The sequence below is a fragment of the Pseudooceanicola sp. DL12 genome, assembly GCF_056270665.1.
On sequence record NZ_CM149884.1, the window covers coordinates 3908556 to 3924753 of the forward strand.

A 16198-nucleotide genomic window follows, 5' to 3' on the forward strand; every position below is an offset into this window, starting at 1 on the left:
GTATTTCCTGAAAGGCGAAACCAGGAGCGTTTCGAGAAAGAACCGGCCCCGCTCCTGGCGCGACCGGCTCTCCTCATCTGGCCACAAATATCCCGGGGGAGCGCCGCAGGCGCGGGGGCAGAGCCCCCGGCCCGGTCTCAGTTGCGATAGGGTTTCAGTTCCAGCTTGGCGATGGTCTCGCGGTGCACCTCGTCCGGCCCGTCAACCAGGCGCATGGTGCGGGCGTTGGCAAAGGCCGCGCCGAGGAAGGTATCCTGGCAGACGCCCATGGCGCCGTGGATCTGGATCGCGCGGTCGATCACCCGCTGCACCATGTTGGCGCCCACGACCTTGATCATGGCGATCTCCTTGCGCGCCGCCTTGTTGCCCACGGTATCCATCATGTAGGCGGCATGCATGGTCAGCAGGCGGGCCTGCTCGATCTCGCAGCGGCTCTCGGCGATCCAGTGCTTGGTCACCCCCATGTCGGCGATCTTCTTGCCGAAGGCATCGCGGGACATGGCGCGGGTGCACATCTCCTGCAGGGCACGCTCGGCCTGGCCGATGGAGCGCATGCAGTGGTGGATCCGCCCCGGCCCGAGGCGCCCCTGGGCGATCTCGAAGCCGCGCCCCTCGCCCAGCAGGATGTTGCCCGCGGGGACCCGGACGTTGTCGTAGTGGATCTCCGCGTGGCCGTGCGGCGCGTGGTCATAGCCGATCACGTGCAGCGGCCGGATCACCTTGACCCCCGGCGTGTCGAGCGGGACGAGGATCATGCTCTGCTGGCGGTGCTTTTCCGCCGCGGGATCCGTCTTGCCCATGACGATGGCGATCTTGCAGGCCTTGTCCATGGCGCCCGAGGACCACCACTTCACCCCGTTCACCACGTATTCGTCGCCCTCGCGGCGAATCTCCGTCTGGATGTTGGTGGCATCCGAGGAGGCCACCGAAGGCTCGGTCATCGAGAAGCAGGAGCGGATCTTGCCGTCCATCAGCGGCCGCAGCCACTCGGCCTTTTGCGCCTCATTGCCATAGAGAAACAGTGTCTCCATGTTGCCGGTATCGGGCGCCGAGCAGTTGAAGGGCTCCGACCCGATCGAGGACCGGCCCATCAGCTCGCACATGGTGGCATATTCCACGTTGGTCAGGCCGTTGCCTTCGTAGCCGTCCTTCGAATGCGGCAGGAAGAGGTTCCACAGGCCTGCCTCGCGCGCCTTCGCCTTCAGCTCCTGCATGATGGGCGGGCTTTCCCAGCGTTCGCCCGCCGCGTGCTGTTCGGCAAAGGTCGCCTCGTTGGGAAAGACGTGATCGTCCATGAAGGCCATCAGATGCTCGCGCATCTTTCTTGCCCGGTCCGAGATCGGGAAATGATCGTACATAGGTAACTCCTCCTCACCTGCCCCATTTGATGCCCCGGCAGAAACATACCGTCAATACGTGCGGAAAACTTTTCCGGCAGACGGAATATTGACCTCCCGCCGGTCTTCGTGGCAGGCTCCCTTCACGGAACACCCTTTGGGAGGAGGGCCCGGCATGACGGGAGGAGAACCACGCCTGCGCGCGCCGCAGGTGGCGGATGAAGTATTTCACAACATTGGCGAGATGTTTGCCCGGGCGGCGAGACTGCACCCGGACAAGCCGGCCGTGATCGACGAGACCGGGGCGATGACCTGGGCTGACTTCGATGCACTGTCCGGCCGCATCGCCGGGCGGCTGAAGGAACTGGGCATTGGCCCGGGCGCCCGCGTGGCCTCGCTGGCCGAGAACTCGGCCCTGCATGTCGCGCTCTATGCCGGCGTGCTGCGGGCGGGGGCCTGCATGGTGCCGCTGCCCTGGTCGGCGACGCCCGAGGCCCTGCGCGGCATGCGTGCGGACTGCGGTGCTGCGCTGCTGTTCACCAGCGCGCGACAGGCGACGGTGGCCGAGACCCTGGGCGCCGGGGAGGTGATCGCGCTGGAGAGGCTGGAGGACTGGGCAGCGGGGCCCGAGGCGCCGCCGGTGGCCGTGATCCCCGATGATCTCTTCGACATCATCTACAGCTCCGGCACCACGGGCACGCCCAAGGGGATCGTGCACGAGCACCGTTTCCGCTCGCGCCAGTTCGAGCGCTTCGCGGTCTTCGGCCTCGACGAGACGGCGACGCTGCTGATGTCGACACCGCTCTATTCCAACACCACGCTGGTGGCCGCGCTGACGGGCCTGGCCCATGGCAGCAGCGTTGTTTCCATGGCGAAATTCGACACCACGCGCTTCCTGGAACTGTCGCAGCAGCACCGGGTGACCCATGCCATGCTGGTGCCGGTGCAATACATGCGGCTGATGAAGGCGCCGGAGTTCGACGGCTATGACCTGTCGCCCTATCGCTGCAAGTTCTCCACCTCTGCGCCGCTGCCCGGCATCCTGATTGCGCAGGTGATGGAGCGCTGGCCCGGCAACCTGGTGGAATTCTACGGCATGACCGAGGGCGGCGTGACCACCGTGCTCGACTGTGCCGCCCATCCCGACAAATGGGACAGCGCCGGCATCGTGCCCGAGGGCAGCCAGCTGAAGGTGATCGACGAGGCGGGCCGCGAACTGCCCGCCGGCAGCTATGGCGAGATCGTCGGGCGGTCGGGTTCGATGATGCCGGGCTATCTGAACCAGCCCGACAAAACCGCCGAGGTCATCTGGCAGGATGAAAACGGCCAGGATTTCATCCGCACCGGCGACATGGGCCGGCTGGACGCGGAGGGCTTCCTGCACCTGCTCGACCGCAAGAAGGACATGATCATCTCGGGCGGGTTCAACATCTATGCCGCCGACCTCGAACATGCCCTGCGCCATCATCCGCAGGTGGCCGACGTGGCGGTGATCGCCGTGCCAAGCGACGACTGGGGCGAGACGCCGCTGGCACTGGTGGTGCCCCATGGCGCCGCCGACCCGCTGGAGATCCGGGACTGGGCCAATGCGCGCCTTGGCCGGATGCAGCGGATCAGCGCGGTGGAATTCCGCGACGACCTGCCCCGCAGCGAGATCGGCAAGATCCTGAAGCGCGAGCTGCGCGCGCCCTACTGGGACAGGGAGCCCGCCTGACATGAAGAGATTCGAAGGAAAGGTGGCCATTGTCACCGGCGCAGCCAGCGGCATCGGCCGGGCCACCGCGCACCGTCTGGCCGCCGAGGGCGCGCGCGTCTGCCTGATGGACATGGGCGAGGAGGCGCTGCGCGCGGCCTGCCCCGAGGGCGATCACATGATCCGGGTCTGCGACGTCTCGGACGAGGCACAGGTGGAGGCCGCGGTGGGCGAGGTTGTCGCGCGTTATGGCCGCATCGACGTGCTGGCCAACAATGCCGGCGTGATCTGCGACCGCTCCTCGATCATCGAGACGGACATGGCACAGTGGCAGCGGGTGCTGGGGGTCAACCTGATGGGCCTGGCACAGGTGCTGAAGCATGTGGGCCGGGTAATGGCGGGCCAGGGCAGCGGCGCGGTGGTCAATACCGCCTCGGTCGCGGGGATCCGATCGGGCGCGGGCGGCAATGCCTATTCCGCCTCGAAGGCCGGGGTGATCAACCTGACCATGACGGCGGCCTGCGACCTGGGCGCGGCCGGCGTGCGGGTGAATGCCGTCTGCCCCGGGTTGATCGAAACGGGCATGACGAAGACCGTCTTCGACTATGCCCGCGACAAGGGCAAGGAGGACAAGCTGGGCTCTCGCTGCGAGCTGCGCCGCTATGGGCGGCCGGAGGAGATCGCTGCCGCCATAGCCTTTCTGGCCAGCGACGACGCCAGCTATGTCACCGGGCAGGCGCTGCCGGTGGACGGCGGCAACACCGCCTCTCTAAACATGCCTGGGATGAAGTGGTGATGCCCGATCTGCACCTGAAACACTGGCCGCCGGGCCTGCCGCAAGAGATTGACCTGCCGACATATTCCGTGGCGCGAAACCTGATCGACACCGCCGCCCGCGTGCCGGAGCAGGTGGCGATCCGCTATCACGGGCGCACCCTGAGCTATGGCGAGATGGCCGACCAGGTGGAGCGTCTCGCCGGCTGGCTGCAGGCCCGCGGGGTGGCGCGTGGCGACCGCGTGCTGCTCTACATGCAGAACGCGCCGCAATACATGATCGCCTTCTACGGCATCCTGCGTGCCGATGCGGCGGTGATCCCGGTGAACCCGATGAACCGCCACGCCGAGCTGCAGCACCTAGCCCGGGACACCGGCGCACGGGTTGCGATCTGCGGGTCGGAACTGCTGCACCTGATCCAGCCGCTGGTGGGCGAGGGCCTGCTCGACGAGATCGTCGTGGCCGCCTATGCCGACATGGCCGATCCGGAGGACGAGATCGCCCTGCCCGAGAGCCTGCAGGGCCTGAGCGACGTTCTGGCCGAGGGGCCGGGCGTCACACCCTTCCGCGCGGCCCTGGCCGAGGGCCACCGCCCCGGAGAGATCATGGCCGACGCAGAGGACCTGGCCGTTATTCCCTATTCCTCGGGCACCACGGGCAACCCAAAGGGCTGTGTGCACACCCATGCCAGCGTGCAGGCCACGATCCACGGCGGCGCGGCCTGGAACCCCTCGATGGAGGAGGACGCGGTGCACCTGGTGTCGCTGCCGCTGTTCCACGTGACCGGCATGCAGAGCTCCATGGCGATCCCGATCCTGCTGGGCCAGGAGATGGTGATCCTCACCCGCTGGGACCGGCAGGCCGCCTGCCGTCTGATCGAACGGCACGGTGTCACGCGCTGGCGATCGATCTCGACCATGGCGATCGACCTGCTGAACACGCCGGACCTCGAGGGCTATGACCTGAGCAGCCTGCAGGGCATCGGCGGCGGGGGTGCCGCCATGCCCGAGGCGGTGGCCGAACGCCTCAAGGACTTGACCGGGCTCGATTATATCGAGGGCTACGGCCTGTCGGAGACCATGGCCGGCACCCATATCAACCCGGTGCACCGGCCCCGGGCGCAATGCCTGGGCATCCCGGTGATGGGCGTCGATGCACGGGTGATCGACCTGCAGACCGGCGACGAGCTTGGCCCGGATCAGCCGGGAGAGATCGTGGTGAATGCACCGCAGGTCTTTCGTGGATACTGGCGCAACCCTCAGGCCACCGAGGAGGCCTTTGTCGAGATCGACGGCCGGCCCTTCTTTCGCACCGGGGACATCGCGCAATACGACGAAGACGGCTATTTCTTCATGGTCGACCGGGTAAAGCGCATGATCAACGCCAGCGGCTTCAAGGTCTGGCCGGCCGAGGTGGAGGCGCTGATGCACCGCCACCCGGCCCTGTCGGAGGTCTGCATCATCGGCACCTCCGACCCGCGCCGCGGCGAGAGCGTCAAGGCCGTGGCCGTCCCCCGCCCCGGCGCGCAGGTGACCGAAGACGAGGTGATCGCCTGGTGCCGCAGGGAGATGGCGGCCTATAAGTGCCCGAAATCCGTGGAATTCGTCGACAGCCTGCCGAAATCGGGAGCTGGCAAGGTGATGTGGCGGGCCTTGGCGGAAAAAGAGGCGAAGCGCGCCGCCGAGAAGGCATTGCAGGATGGCTGACATCGGGTCAGCTTGACCCTTGCGGCAGCAGTCGTTAGCTGCCGGAGGCGCTAGCAGGGGGAAGACAGGTGCGGAAGAGAGCAACGGACATGGGCCTCGAGCCCGAACGCGGCGACAACGACCGCCAGTTCGTCACGGCACTGTATCGCGGCCTTGAAATCCTGCGGGCCTTTCGCCCCTCGGACAAGGCCGGCCTGGGCAATTCCGAGCTTGCCGAACGCACCGGCCTGCCCAATTCCACCGTCTCGCGCCTGACCTTCACGCTGCTCAAGGCCGGCTACCTCGTCTATGACGACGGCACCGGGCGCTATCGCATGGGGGTGCCCGTGCTCTCGCTGGGCTATGCCTGCCTTGCCGGGATGCAAGTGCGTGAAACCGCTCAGGTTTACATGCAGAAGCTGGCCGACGATTGCGGCGACGGGGTGCTGGTGGCGCTCGGCGGCCGTGACGACATGGCGGTGACCTACATCGCCGCCGCGCGCTCGGAGGGGATCCTCTCGCTGCAGCTCAACGTCGGCTCGCGCATCTCGCTGGCCCGCTCGGCCATGGGCCGCGCCTATATCGCCGGCACCACCGACAGGGAACGCGCCGAGATCATGGAGCGGATCCGCGAACGCTATGCCGACAGCCCGCGCCTGAACGAGGTGCTGGAAGGCATCGAGGACGCCCGCGAACAGATTGCGAAGAAAGGCTTTTACGCCAACTTCGGCGGCTGGCAGCGCGACGTCCACGCGGTTTCGGTGCCCTATCGCAGCCAGCAGCCCGACACGCCGATGCTGGCCTTCAACCTCGGCGGCTATGCCTTTTCGCTGCCGAAGGAACGGCTGGAAGAGGAGCTTGGACCGAAGCTCGTAGACCTGTCGCGGATGGTCAGCCGGGTGGGGTACTGAGCCCTTTCTTCCGGCTGCGAAACCGGCTCAGAAATTCCAGAAACCGCATATCTGTAACCCGTTGAAAACGCCCGTTTCCAACGTCGGTATCGCGTCGGTATTGCGACGGTGCGATTTCGGGACGCACATGCGCGTCCCGAAGCCTCCGGCGGGGATATTTATGGCCAGATGATAGAGCGCCGGGCTCCCTTGTCATCTGGCCGTAAATATCCCGGGGGAGTCTCTGCAGGAGACGGGGGCAGAGCCCCCTACCCGTTCTCCATCCGGTGCCAGTCGACGGCGCGGGCGAGCGGGCGATCCTCGGTCAGCGGCTGGCCGCTGGGCACGGGGCGTTCCCAGTCCTGGCCGCCACGGCGGTAGAAGGCCGCCGAGACCGGCGAGAACCGTTCCGCGCCCTGCTTGTCGCATGCCGCCTGCCAGGTGGTGATGCGCAGCTGTTCCACCGAGCCCTCGATCAGGTTGAAGTTGTTCTGCTCGCCGCGCATCCGGGTCGACAGGCCGGTGCCGGCCTGCACGAAGAGCAGGCCCGGCGCGGCGGTGAAGGGCATGGCGCCCGCCCGGTGCAGGTGCCCCGAGAGCACCACGTCGGCGCCGCAGCCGGCCAGGGTGGAGAGCGCCTGCCCCGCGCCGCGCATCAGCCGCTTGTCGACATCGGGCCCGTGTTCGAGCGGGTGGTGCAACACCGCCACATGCAGCTTGCCGGGGTTTTCCTCGAAGGCGGCACAGACGCGCTTCAGCGTGTGCGAGGAGAACTTGCCCTGCTGCCATGCATAGGGGTTCACCGTGTTCACCCCCACCACGACGACGGCCTCGTCCTCCCAGGTCGGCTCGAGCCGGCGGTCGATGTAGCGGCGATAGCGTGAGAAGGGCCGCGCAAAGCGCAGCCAGAGGTTGTCGAGCGGGGTATCGTGATTGCCCGGCACCGAGAGCGTCGGCGCCCCGGTTCGGGTCTCGATCCGGTCGATGAAATCGCGGGCGCGGGCAAACTGGCCGCGGCGGGCGCGCTGGGTGAAATCGCCGGAGATCACCACGAGATCCGGATGGATGCGGGCGATGGCCGCCAGCAGCGGCTCCTCGAGCTCGGGGCGGGCGCGGCCGAAGTGCAGGTCGGAGAGGTGCAGGATGCGGCGGGTGCTGCCGCGCGGGCCGCCATCGGGGCGTTCGGGCGACATGTCGGGGGTGGCCTCGGCGCTCATGCCGGGCGCTCCCCGGCCACGCCCTCGGGAACGCCCTCGGGAACGCCCTCGGGAACGGGGGTGCGCGCCGCCAGGGCCGGTTCTTCCTCCCCCCCCGTCAGGCGCCCCTCGGCATCGCGTTCGCCGGCATGGGCCTCGGCGCTCTCGGGCGGAAGCAGGATGCGCAGCGGCCGGCTCTCCATGGTGAACTCGAAGGGGCTCCTCTCGCGGCGCTTCTCGCCGTCGAAGGCGACCAGCGTCCTGCCCGGGCCGGTTTCGACCTGCAGCGCGCGGGTCGAGATCAGTTCGTAATCGCGGCCCTCCTGCATGGTGCGGGTGACCAGGCGCCAGGCCAGCTTGAAGAGCTCGGCCCGGGTCTCGCCCTTGCCCACCAGCACGGCGAGCTCGTCGTTCTCGATCGCGCGCTCGCCCTTCAGGCCGAAGCTGTCGAGCTGATAGGCCGAGCGCGCCACGAAGAGGAGCGGCGTGCGCCGGTCCATCGGCACGCCGCCGGTGGTCAGCCGCAGGTGCATGGGCCGCTGGAAGCGCAGAAAGGTCTTGATCACCGACCAATGCGCCATCAGGCGGTAGCGGCCCCAGCGGGCATAGATCGATTCCCGCATCTTCAGGATCGCGGGATAGATCCCGAGGCTGGCGTTGTTGAGAAAGACCTGGCCGTTGACGCTGGCCACGGCGATGGCGCGGGGCCGGCCCGCGAGCAGGGCGCGAGCGGCCTCGGCGGGATCCTCGGAGAGGCCCAGCCCGCGGGAGAAATAGTTGAAGGTGCCCAGTGGCAGCACGCCCATGGCACTGTCGCGGCCGACCATGGCCCCGGCCACCGCCATCACGGTGCCGTCGCCGCCGGCGGCTATGATCAGGCGGGCGCCTTGGGCCTCGGCGCGGTCGATCAGGGCGTTCAGGTCGTCCTCGGGGGACCAGTGCACGAGGGTGACCGCTTCGGCGCTGCCCTCGAAGACCTCCATGGCGCGGCGGATCGCCTGGCTGTCGCGGGCATTGGTGCCGGATTTCTCGTTGGCGATCACGGTGACGGGGCCGATGCCCCCTGCGCCGGATGTCTGTGTCGTCTGGTCACTTGCTGCAAGCCTGGCCATTCCCGGCCCTCCGATGATGCGGCTCCGTCGCGTGGAACGAGAAGACAACGCATCAGGGGGCCGGAAGGTTTCCCCCGGAGAGGCCGGCGGGGCGGGGCGCGGCGGAATGCCGCCACGCCGCGTTGCGCTGCGGGGGCGCGCCTATTTCTTCGAGAACCAGCCCGAGACCTTGCTGCGGCCCTCGTCGAGGCTGTCGCCGACCTCGTCGAAGACGGGATCGAGCTTTTTCGCGCGGAAGCGGATCCAGCGCACCCGCACCGCCCAGAAGATCGCCGCCAGAACCACCAGGATGATGATCGAGGCCCAGGGGATGACCCGCACGTCGGGGCTGGCCACCGGCTTCAGCTTGAGCACGTTGGGATAGATCGAGAAGAGCTCGGAGCGGATGCCGTAGCGGGTGACCAGAACCCATTGCGGATCCTGCGCGCTCGACGTCAGGTCCGAGGCCTCGGTCTGGATGGTGGAGCTGTCGAACTTGAAATAGGGCGGCCAGCCCCAGCCGGTGTCCTCGTTGCGGTACATCATCGCGTCGCCGTCGTCCTCGATCGACTGGATGAAGTAGATGTCGCGGGTCTGGTTCGGGCTGTCCTTGGCGGGCGGGTTGGCCCAGAACCAGTCGTTGCTGCGACCGGTGTAATCGACGCGGCGTTCCAGCGTGTCGGTGATCCGCACGATGTCGTGCCTTGGCAGGGTGTAGAACAGGAACCCCGCGGCGATGACGGCAAGCAGCGTCCAGAGGGTCCATTTCACATAGCGCATGCGCCGGGTCTCCTTACATGTATAGCACGGCGTAGAGGACAAAGGCCGCGATGGCCACAGGCAGGATATAGGTGAGAATTTTCAGTTTTCGCCCCAGGGCGGCATCGTAATCCTGCAATCCGCGCTCGACGTAATAGTCGAGATCGCCCTCCTGCCCCTCGTCGCGCCACTGCTGCTCGAGCGCCTGGCGGCGCCGACGCCGGGCCCAGGCACTGGCGGCGAGCCAGAGCGACATCAGCGCCAGGAAGAGCGGCGCGGCAAGGCGGATGAGGGCGGTCACGCGGGTTTGGTCCTGTAGGCCCCGTGGTGGGCGGGGGCGGTATCGGCGGCAGGCTAACGCGGATGGCAGGGCGTGAACAGGGCCGGCGGGCGCAGGTCAGGTTTCCCTGACTTGGCCGCCCGGGAAAAAACCGCACCCTGCCGCGTAGGCGCCGGGCGGCTTCGGCGTTTCAGATTACAGATGCAGGGATATTGACGATGCGATTGAATGATTTGCCCATTTTCGGCGCCTTTCCGGCAGCCGGCCTTGCCCTTGGTCTCGTGGCGGGCCTGACGATGATGACACCGGCGCAGGCCGACGAGGTGACCGATGCCCTGGAGAACGCCCGCGCGGCCTGGGAGGAAGGCGATGTGGGCTATGCGCTCGACGAGCTGGAGATGGCACGGCAGCAGATGATGGCGGCCCAGGCCGACGCGCTGGTGGCCTGGCTGCCCGAGGCGCCCGAGGGCTGGACCCGCACGGTCAGCACCGAGATGGCGGCCGGCATGATGATGATGGGCGGCGGCACCGGGGCCGAGGCGACCTATCAGGGCCCCGAGGATGACATCACGATCACCCTGATCGCCGACAACCCGATGGTCAGCAGCCTGGGCGCCATGGTCGGCAGTGCCGCGATGCTGGGCCAGAAGATCGAGCGGGTCGGCCGCGAGAAGTTCATGGTCGATGACGAGGGCGGCAGCGTGCAGGGCGTGGTGGCCAACCACGTGCTGATCCAGGCCGAGGGCGGCGAGGTCGAGACCATGCTCGGGATGATCCGATCCATGGACCTGAAGGGCCTGGGCGACTACGGCCGCTAACCCCGGACGAACGGAAAACCCCGGGGGTGTCCCAACCTGACGGGGCTTCCGACATGCGGCTGGCCGCCGGAGCGCGCACCGTGCTCTCCTGTCCCCCGCGCGGGGCGCTCCGGCGAAGAGGAGCCGGCATGTCGGATCGAGAGGGGCCGGAGAAATCCGGCCCCTTTGCGCTGTCACAGGATGTTGTGCGCCGGCCCGTAGGGATAGCCGGTGATGTCCTCGGCGCCCTCCTCGGAGATCAGCAGGATGTCGTGCTCGCGGTAGCCGCCGGCGCCGGGGGTGCCCTGCGGCAGGGTCAGCATCGGCTCCATCGAGATCACCATGCCCGGCGCCAGCACCGTGTCGATGTCCTCGCGCAGCTCCAGCCCGGCCTCGCGCCCGTAGTAATGCGATAGCACGCCGAAACTGTGGCCATAGCCGAAGGTGCGGTATTGCAGCAGGTCCCGCTCGGCAAGGAAGGCGTTGATCTTGTTGGTGATCTCGGCGCAGGAGGCGCCGGGCTTCAGCAGCGACATGCCGTATTCATGGGCCTCTACATTGGCCTGCCAGACGGCGAGCGAGGCCGCATCCGGCGCGCCGAGAAACAGCGTGCGTTCCAGCGCGGTGTAATAGCCCGAGATCATCGGAAAGGTGTTGAGCGAGAGGATGTCGCCCGGCTGCAATGCCCGCGATGTCACCGGGTTGTGGGCGCCGTCGGTGTTCAGCCCAGACTGGAACCAGACCCAGGTGTCGCGGTATTCCGCATCGGGGAAGCGCTTCGCGATCTCCAGCTCCATGGCGTCGCGCCCGGCCATGGCCACGTCGATCTCGCGCGTGCCCTCGCGGATCGCCTCGCGGATGGCATAGCCGCCCACGTCGGCCACGGCGGCGCCGGCACGGATCAGGGCGATCTCGGCCGGCGACTTGAACATGCGCTGGCGCATGGTGGCGGGGGCGATATCGACCATGGCCAGCGGCGAGAGGTGCTCCTCCATCCGGTCGCGTTGTTGCAGGGTCAGGTGATCGCCCTCGTAGCCCACCACGCGCTGCGTGCCCGCCACATGGGCCACGGCGCGCCAGAAGTTGTCGCGCGCCCAGTCGGTATAGGTGAGGCTGTCGCCATGACAGCGGCGCCAGGGCTGGCCGGCGTCGATGCCGGCGCTGATGGTGACGCAAGCCTCGTCGGTGACGACAAGGGCATAGGGCCGCCCGAAGCTGCAGTAGAGGAAGCCCGAATAATAGGCGATGTTCTGCATCGACGTGAGCACGACCACGGCGCAATTGGCGTGATCCATCGCCTCGCGCAGCAGTTTCAGGCGCTGGTCGTATTCGGCCGCGGAGAAGGGCAGCGCGACCTTGTCGCCATTGTGGACGGGGTGAAAGGCAGGTCTGTCGGTCATATGAACCTCGATCAGGAGGTCCCGGCGTTCAGGACTGGATAGGGCCCGCCCGCTGCGCGTGCCGGAGAGCGGCGCAGGCAGCCGGGGTGCGACGCCATCGCCCGGGCCACCTGTCATCTTGCCGATCCGGCGCGTTCTGGCAAGATGCCGCCGCGCGACCGGCCCGGAAAGCGGGCCCGGGCGCGCGAAATGCAAAGGACAGACGATGACAGAGCAAGCCTGGCGCCCCGGCCCCCGTAACGCGATCACCGATGTGGAGGGGCTGCTGGTCGGGCAATCCAGCGATCCGGCGATCAAGACCGGGGTGACGGTGCTGAGCGCCGACAAGCCCTTTACCGCCGGCGTCATGGTGATGGGCGGCGGGCCCGGCACGCGAGAGACCGACCTGCTCGCCCCGGACCGGACGGTGCAGGAGGTGGATGCGCTGGTGCTCTCGGGCGGCTCGGCCTTTGGCCTCGATGCCGCGGGCGGCGTGGCCGATGCCCTGCGCGAAGCGGGTCGCGGGTTTCAGGCCGGGCCGGTGCGGGTGCCCATCGTGCCGGGCGCGATCCTCTTCGACCTGATCAACGGCGGCGACAAGAGCTGGACCGAGAACCCCTACAAGGCGCTGGGACGGCAGGCCTACGCGGCGCTGAGCGAAGAGGTGGAGATCGGCACCGCGGGCGCCGGCACCGGCGCGAATTGTGCCGGGCTGAAGGGCGGCCTCGGCACCGCCTCGGTGGTGCTGCCCTCGGGGCATACCGTGGCGGCCATCGTGGCGGTCAACGCCATGGGCACGGCCACGGTGGATGGCGGCAGGCACTTCTGGGCCGCGCCCTACGAGGTCGACGGCGAGTTCGGCGGCGCCGGCCTGCCCGACCGCTTTCCCGATCCGCATGTGCCGCTGACCAAGCTGGCGGTGATGGAGCGCATGGCGACCAATGCCAATACCACCATCGGCATCGTGGCCACCGATGCCGCGCTGGACCAGTCGCAATGCACCCGCATGGCGACCACGGCGCATGACGGCTTTGCCCGGGCGCTGGTGCCCAGCCACACGCCGGGTGACGGCGACCTGATCTTTGCCGCGGCCACCGGGGCAAGGCCGCTGGCCGCCCCGGCCGAGGACATGGTGACGATCTGTCACGTGGCGGCGGTGGTGATGGCGCGGGCCATCGCGCGCGGCGTCCATGCGGCCAGCGCCGCCGTCAACGACCCCTTCCCCTGCTGGCAGGACCTGTACGGGAGCTGATGCGGGGGCGCGATGCAGGCGCCGGTGGTCACCGCGAAATTGAGACATGCCCTCCGCGTGCTACCTTTGCGCGGAGACTCACATACGAAAGGGAGTGAGACGATGCTGGACAGCACGACGAACCTGAAATCGATCCTGAAGGATCCCAGCCTGCTGGTCGAAGCCGCCTATGTCGCCGGCGACTGGGTCGAGGGCGACGAGGGCACCTTCGAGGTGACGAACCCGGCACGCGGCGACGTGATCGCCAACGTGGCCGACCTGAGCCGGGCCCAGGTGGCCCGGGCCATCGACCTGGCCCATGACGCCCAGAAGGAATGGGCGAAGTGGACCGGCAAGGAGCGCGCCGCCGTGCTGCGCCGCTGGTTCGACCTGATGATGGAGAACCAGGACGACCTGGGCGCCATCCTGACCGCCGAACAGGGCAAGCCACTGGCCGAGGCCAAGGGCGAGATCGCCTATGGCGCCAGCTTCATCGAGTTCTTCGCCGAGGAGGCCAAGCGCGTCTACGGCGAGACGATCCCCGGCCATCAGCGCGACAAGCGGATCACCGTGATCAAGCAGCCCATTGGCGTCGTGGGCTCGATCACGCCGTGGAATTTCCCCAATGCGATGATCACCCGCAAGGCCGCGCCGGCGCTGGCGGCGGGCTGTGCCTTTGTCGGGCGCCCGGCCTCGGAAACACCGCTCTCGGCGCTGGTCATGGGCGTGCTGGCGGAACGCGCGGGCATCCCCAAGGGGGTCTTCTCGATCGTGCCCTCCTCGGACAGCTCGGGCATCGGCAAGGAATTCTGCGAGAACCCCAAGGTGCGCAAGCTGACCTTCACCGGCTCGACCGGCGTGGGGCGCATCCTGCTGGCCCAGGCCGCCGACCAGGTGATGAAATGCTCGATGGAGCTGGGCGGCAATGCGCCCTTCATCGTCTTTGACGACGCCAACCTGGAAGATGCGGTCGAGGGCGCGATCCTGTGCAAGTTCCGCAACAACGGCCAGACCTGCGTCTGCGCCAACCGGATCTACGTGCAGGACGGCATCTATGACCGTTTCGCCGCACGCCTGGCGGAACGGGTGGCCGAGATGAAGGTGGGCGACGGCCTGGAGGCGGGCACCGATTTCGGCCCGCTGATCTCGGAAAAGGCGGTGGAGAAGGTGAAGGAGCATATCGTCGATGCCTCGGAAAAGGGCGCGCGGGTGATCCTCGGCGGTGCGCCGCACGACCTGGGCGGCACCTTCTACGAGCCGACGATCATCACCGGCGCCGCGCGCGACATGCTCTTTGCCGAGGAGGAGACCTTCGGACCGGTGGCGCCGCTCTTCCGCTTCGTCGACGAGGACGAGGTGATCGAGCTGGCCAACGACACGATCTTCGGGCTGGCGTCCTATTTCTATGCCCGCGACCTGAGCCGGGTCTACAAGGTGGCCGAGGCGCTGGAATACGGCATCGTCGGCGTGAACACCGGCATCATCTCGACCGAGGTCGCGCCCTTCGGCGGGGTCAAGCAATCGGGGCTGGGTCGCGAGGGCAGCCACCACGGCATCGAGGACTTCCTCGAGCTGAAGTACATCTGCATGTCCGTCTGATGCCTGTCCGCCTGATGCCTGTCCGCCTGATGCCTGTCCGCCTGACGGGCATGGCCTGACCAGCGAGGCCCTGTGTCACGCACCGGAGGGCGCCGCATCCCGCGATGCGGCGCCCTTTTTCATGGCCGTCCGGGACGCCCGCCCCCTGCCCGCCCCCGCTCCGCAAGGGCCAAGATGGCCCGCATTAAAGATGGCGTTCATCTTCACAGCGCATTCATGGCCGATTGATCCCCGGCAACGATGGATGCGGCGCGCGCGATGACCTCCTATTCCCTGACCCTGATCGACGGACAGGATTTCCAGTTCCACAACGTGGATTCCGGCAGCCAGGAATATGTCCTCTATGGCAATGCCGGATCGCTGACAGGGCAGTCCTGGCAGGATTACACCGAATGGACCGGCCACAACGCCAGCTTTACCTACACCGGCAGCTCGACGATCGACCTGACCAACACCACCGACGGCACGATGTCGGACGACAACACGCTGACCCGCCTGGACCAGAGCCTGACGATCAACGGCACCACCTATTCCCCCGGCACCGTCCTCGAGGACGAGTTCGAGGTGCAGGTGGTCGATGACCAGGGCCATATCTACACGATGGTCGCCGTCTCGGCGCGGGTGGACGGCCAGCCGCATGTGATCGGCTATACCTTCGATGGCGAGACACCGCCCCCCGGCACCCACCTGACCTATGTGAATCACAGCAACCGCGACTATCAGAGCATGCAGCTCGACACGATCTGCATCAACGCCGGCACGCTGATCGACACCCCCGACGGGCCCCGCCCGATCGAGGCGCTGGAAGAGGGCGACCATGTGCTGACCGCCAGCGGAGGCACCGCCGGCATCCGCTGGATCGGGCACCGCGTGCTGACCCCGCGCCAGCTCTCGGCGAACCCCAAGCTGGTGCCGATCCGCATCGCGGCCGGAGCGCTTGGCGGCGGCTTGCCGCGGCGCGACCTGCTGGTTTCGCCCCAGCACCGGCTGCTGGTGCGGTCGCGGATCGTGGAACGCATGTGTGACGCCCCGGAGGCGCTGGTGGCGGCCAAGCACCTGGTGGGCGTGCCCGGCATCACGGTTGACCACGAGGGTGCGGCGGTGGATTACTATCACCTGCTCTGCGAAGAGCACGAGGTGATCCTGGCCGAGGGCGCGCCGGTGGAAACCCTGCTGCCCGGCCCGATGGCGCGCAAGATGATGCCCGCGGCGCAGCTGGCCGAGATCACCGCGCTTTTTCCCGAGCTGATGAACGGGCTCGACCCGCTCGCCCCCGCACGAATGCTGATCAAGGGCAGCGTCGGCCGCAAGCTGGCCGAGCGTCACGCCCGCAACGACAAGCCGCTGCTGGAAGATTTCGCCGCGGCGGCCGGCGGACAGCCGACGGGCAAGGCCACGAGCAAGGCCACGAGCAAGCCCACGGGCAAGAACAGCACCAAGGCGGGCCGCGACAGCGCCGCCGCCTGAGCGGCGCGCGCCCTGCTGC

Annotated in this window: 14 protein-coding genes; 8 read left to right on the plus strand and 6 right to left on the minus strand. The window is 67.7% G+C overall.

The features are described from left to right. Positions 1-137: 137 nt before the first annotated feature. On the minus strand, positions 138-1358 hold the full coding sequence (locus AC0WR5_RS18365) for an acyl-CoA dehydrogenase family protein (protein ID WP_475865249.1): 1221 nt from the start codon (positions 1356-1358) through the stop codon (positions 138-140). Positions 1359-1512: 154 nt separating this feature from the next. Between AC0WR5_RS18365 and AC0WR5_RS18370 the strand changes: the two genes are divergently transcribed. The 4 genes from AC0WR5_RS18370 (at position 1513) to AC0WR5_RS18385 (ending at position 6401) form a co-directional block, all read left to right on the plus strand. Beyond that, on the plus strand, positions 1513-3051 hold the full coding sequence (locus AC0WR5_RS18370) for a class I adenylate-forming enzyme family protein (protein ID WP_475865250.1): 1539 nt from the start codon (positions 1513-1515) through the stop codon (positions 3049-3051). Between the two features lies 1 nt (position 3052). Further along, the gene (locus tag AC0WR5_RS18375) at positions 3053-3826 is read left to right on the plus strand and encodes an SDR family NAD(P)-dependent oxidoreductase (protein ID WP_475865251.1); all 774 of its coding nucleotides are present in this window, start codon (positions 3053-3055) and stop codon (positions 3824-3826) included. After that, positions 3826-5511: a long-chain-fatty-acid--CoA ligase gene (locus tag AC0WR5_RS18380; RefSeq protein ID WP_475865252.1), complete on the plus strand. Its 1686-nt coding sequence runs from the start codon at positions 3826-3828 to the stop codon at positions 5509-5511. The genes AC0WR5_RS18375 and AC0WR5_RS18380 overlap by 1 nt, the downstream gene beginning before the upstream one ends. Positions 5512-5579: 68 nt before the next feature. Next, positions 5580-6401: an IclR family transcriptional regulator gene (locus AC0WR5_RS18385; RefSeq protein ID WP_475865253.1), complete on the plus strand. Its 822-nt coding sequence runs from the start codon at positions 5580-5582 to the stop codon at positions 6399-6401. Positions 6402-6649: 248 nt separating this feature from the next. Here the strand turns inward: AC0WR5_RS18385 and AC0WR5_RS18390 are convergent, their stop codons facing one another. The 4 genes from AC0WR5_RS18390 to AC0WR5_RS18405 form a co-directional block, all read right to left on the minus strand. Then, complete coding sequence (locus AC0WR5_RS18390) at positions 6650-7597, minus strand: metallophosphoesterase family protein (RefSeq protein WP_475865254.1); 948 nt, start codon at positions 7595-7597, stop codon at positions 6650-6652. After that, positions 7594-8688, minus strand: a complete 1095-nt coding sequence (locus tag AC0WR5_RS18395; RefSeq protein ID WP_475865255.1) for a diacylglycerol/lipid kinase family protein — start codon at positions 8686-8688, stop codon at positions 7594-7596. The genes AC0WR5_RS18390 and AC0WR5_RS18395 overlap by 4 nt, the downstream gene beginning before the upstream one ends. Positions 8689-8829: 141 nt before the next feature. Beyond that, on the minus strand, positions 8830-9447 hold the full coding sequence (locus tag AC0WR5_RS18400; RefSeq protein WP_475865256.1) for a DUF1523 family protein: 618 nt from the start codon (positions 9445-9447) through the stop codon (positions 8830-8832). 13 nt (positions 9448-9460) lie between these two features. Beyond that, positions 9461-9727: a hypothetical protein gene (locus AC0WR5_RS18405; RefSeq protein WP_475865257.1), complete on the minus strand. Its 267-nt coding sequence runs from the start codon at positions 9725-9727 to the stop codon at positions 9461-9463. Between the two features lie 197 nt (positions 9728-9924). Here AC0WR5_RS18405 and AC0WR5_RS18410 point away from each other — a divergent pair, with 197 nt between their 5' ends. Next, positions 9925-10524, plus strand: a complete 600-nt coding sequence (locus tag AC0WR5_RS18410; protein WP_475865258.1) for a hypothetical protein — start codon at positions 9925-9927, stop codon at positions 10522-10524. A 173-nt stretch (positions 10525-10697) separates the two neighbouring features. Here AC0WR5_RS18410 and AC0WR5_RS18415 read toward each other — a convergent pair whose 3' ends face one another. After that, positions 10698-11903: an aminopeptidase P family protein gene (locus AC0WR5_RS18415; protein ID WP_475865259.1), complete on the minus strand. Its 1206-nt coding sequence runs from the start codon at positions 11901-11903 to the stop codon at positions 10698-10700. Positions 11904-12108: 205 nt separating this feature from the next. Between AC0WR5_RS18415 and AC0WR5_RS18420 the strand changes: the two genes are divergently transcribed. From AC0WR5_RS18420 to AC0WR5_RS18430, 3 genes are all read left to right on the plus strand, one after another. Then, positions 12109-13134 carry a P1 family peptidase gene (locus tag AC0WR5_RS18420; RefSeq protein WP_475865260.1) on the plus strand — a complete coding sequence of 342 codons (1026 nt, stop codon included), beginning with the start codon at positions 12109-12111 and terminating at the stop codon, positions 13132-13134. 102 nt (positions 13135-13236) lie between these two features. Next, complete coding sequence (locus AC0WR5_RS18425; RefSeq protein WP_475865261.1) at positions 13237-14712, plus strand: NAD-dependent succinate-semialdehyde dehydrogenase; 1476 nt, start codon at positions 13237-13239, stop codon at positions 14710-14712. A gap of 258 nt (positions 14713-14970) precedes the next feature. Further along, positions 14971-16179: a Hint domain-containing protein gene (locus tag AC0WR5_RS18430; RefSeq protein WP_475865262.1), complete on the plus strand. Its 1209-nt coding sequence runs from the start codon at positions 14971-14973 to the stop codon at positions 16177-16179. The last annotated feature ends 19 nt before the right edge of the window (positions 16180-16198 follow it).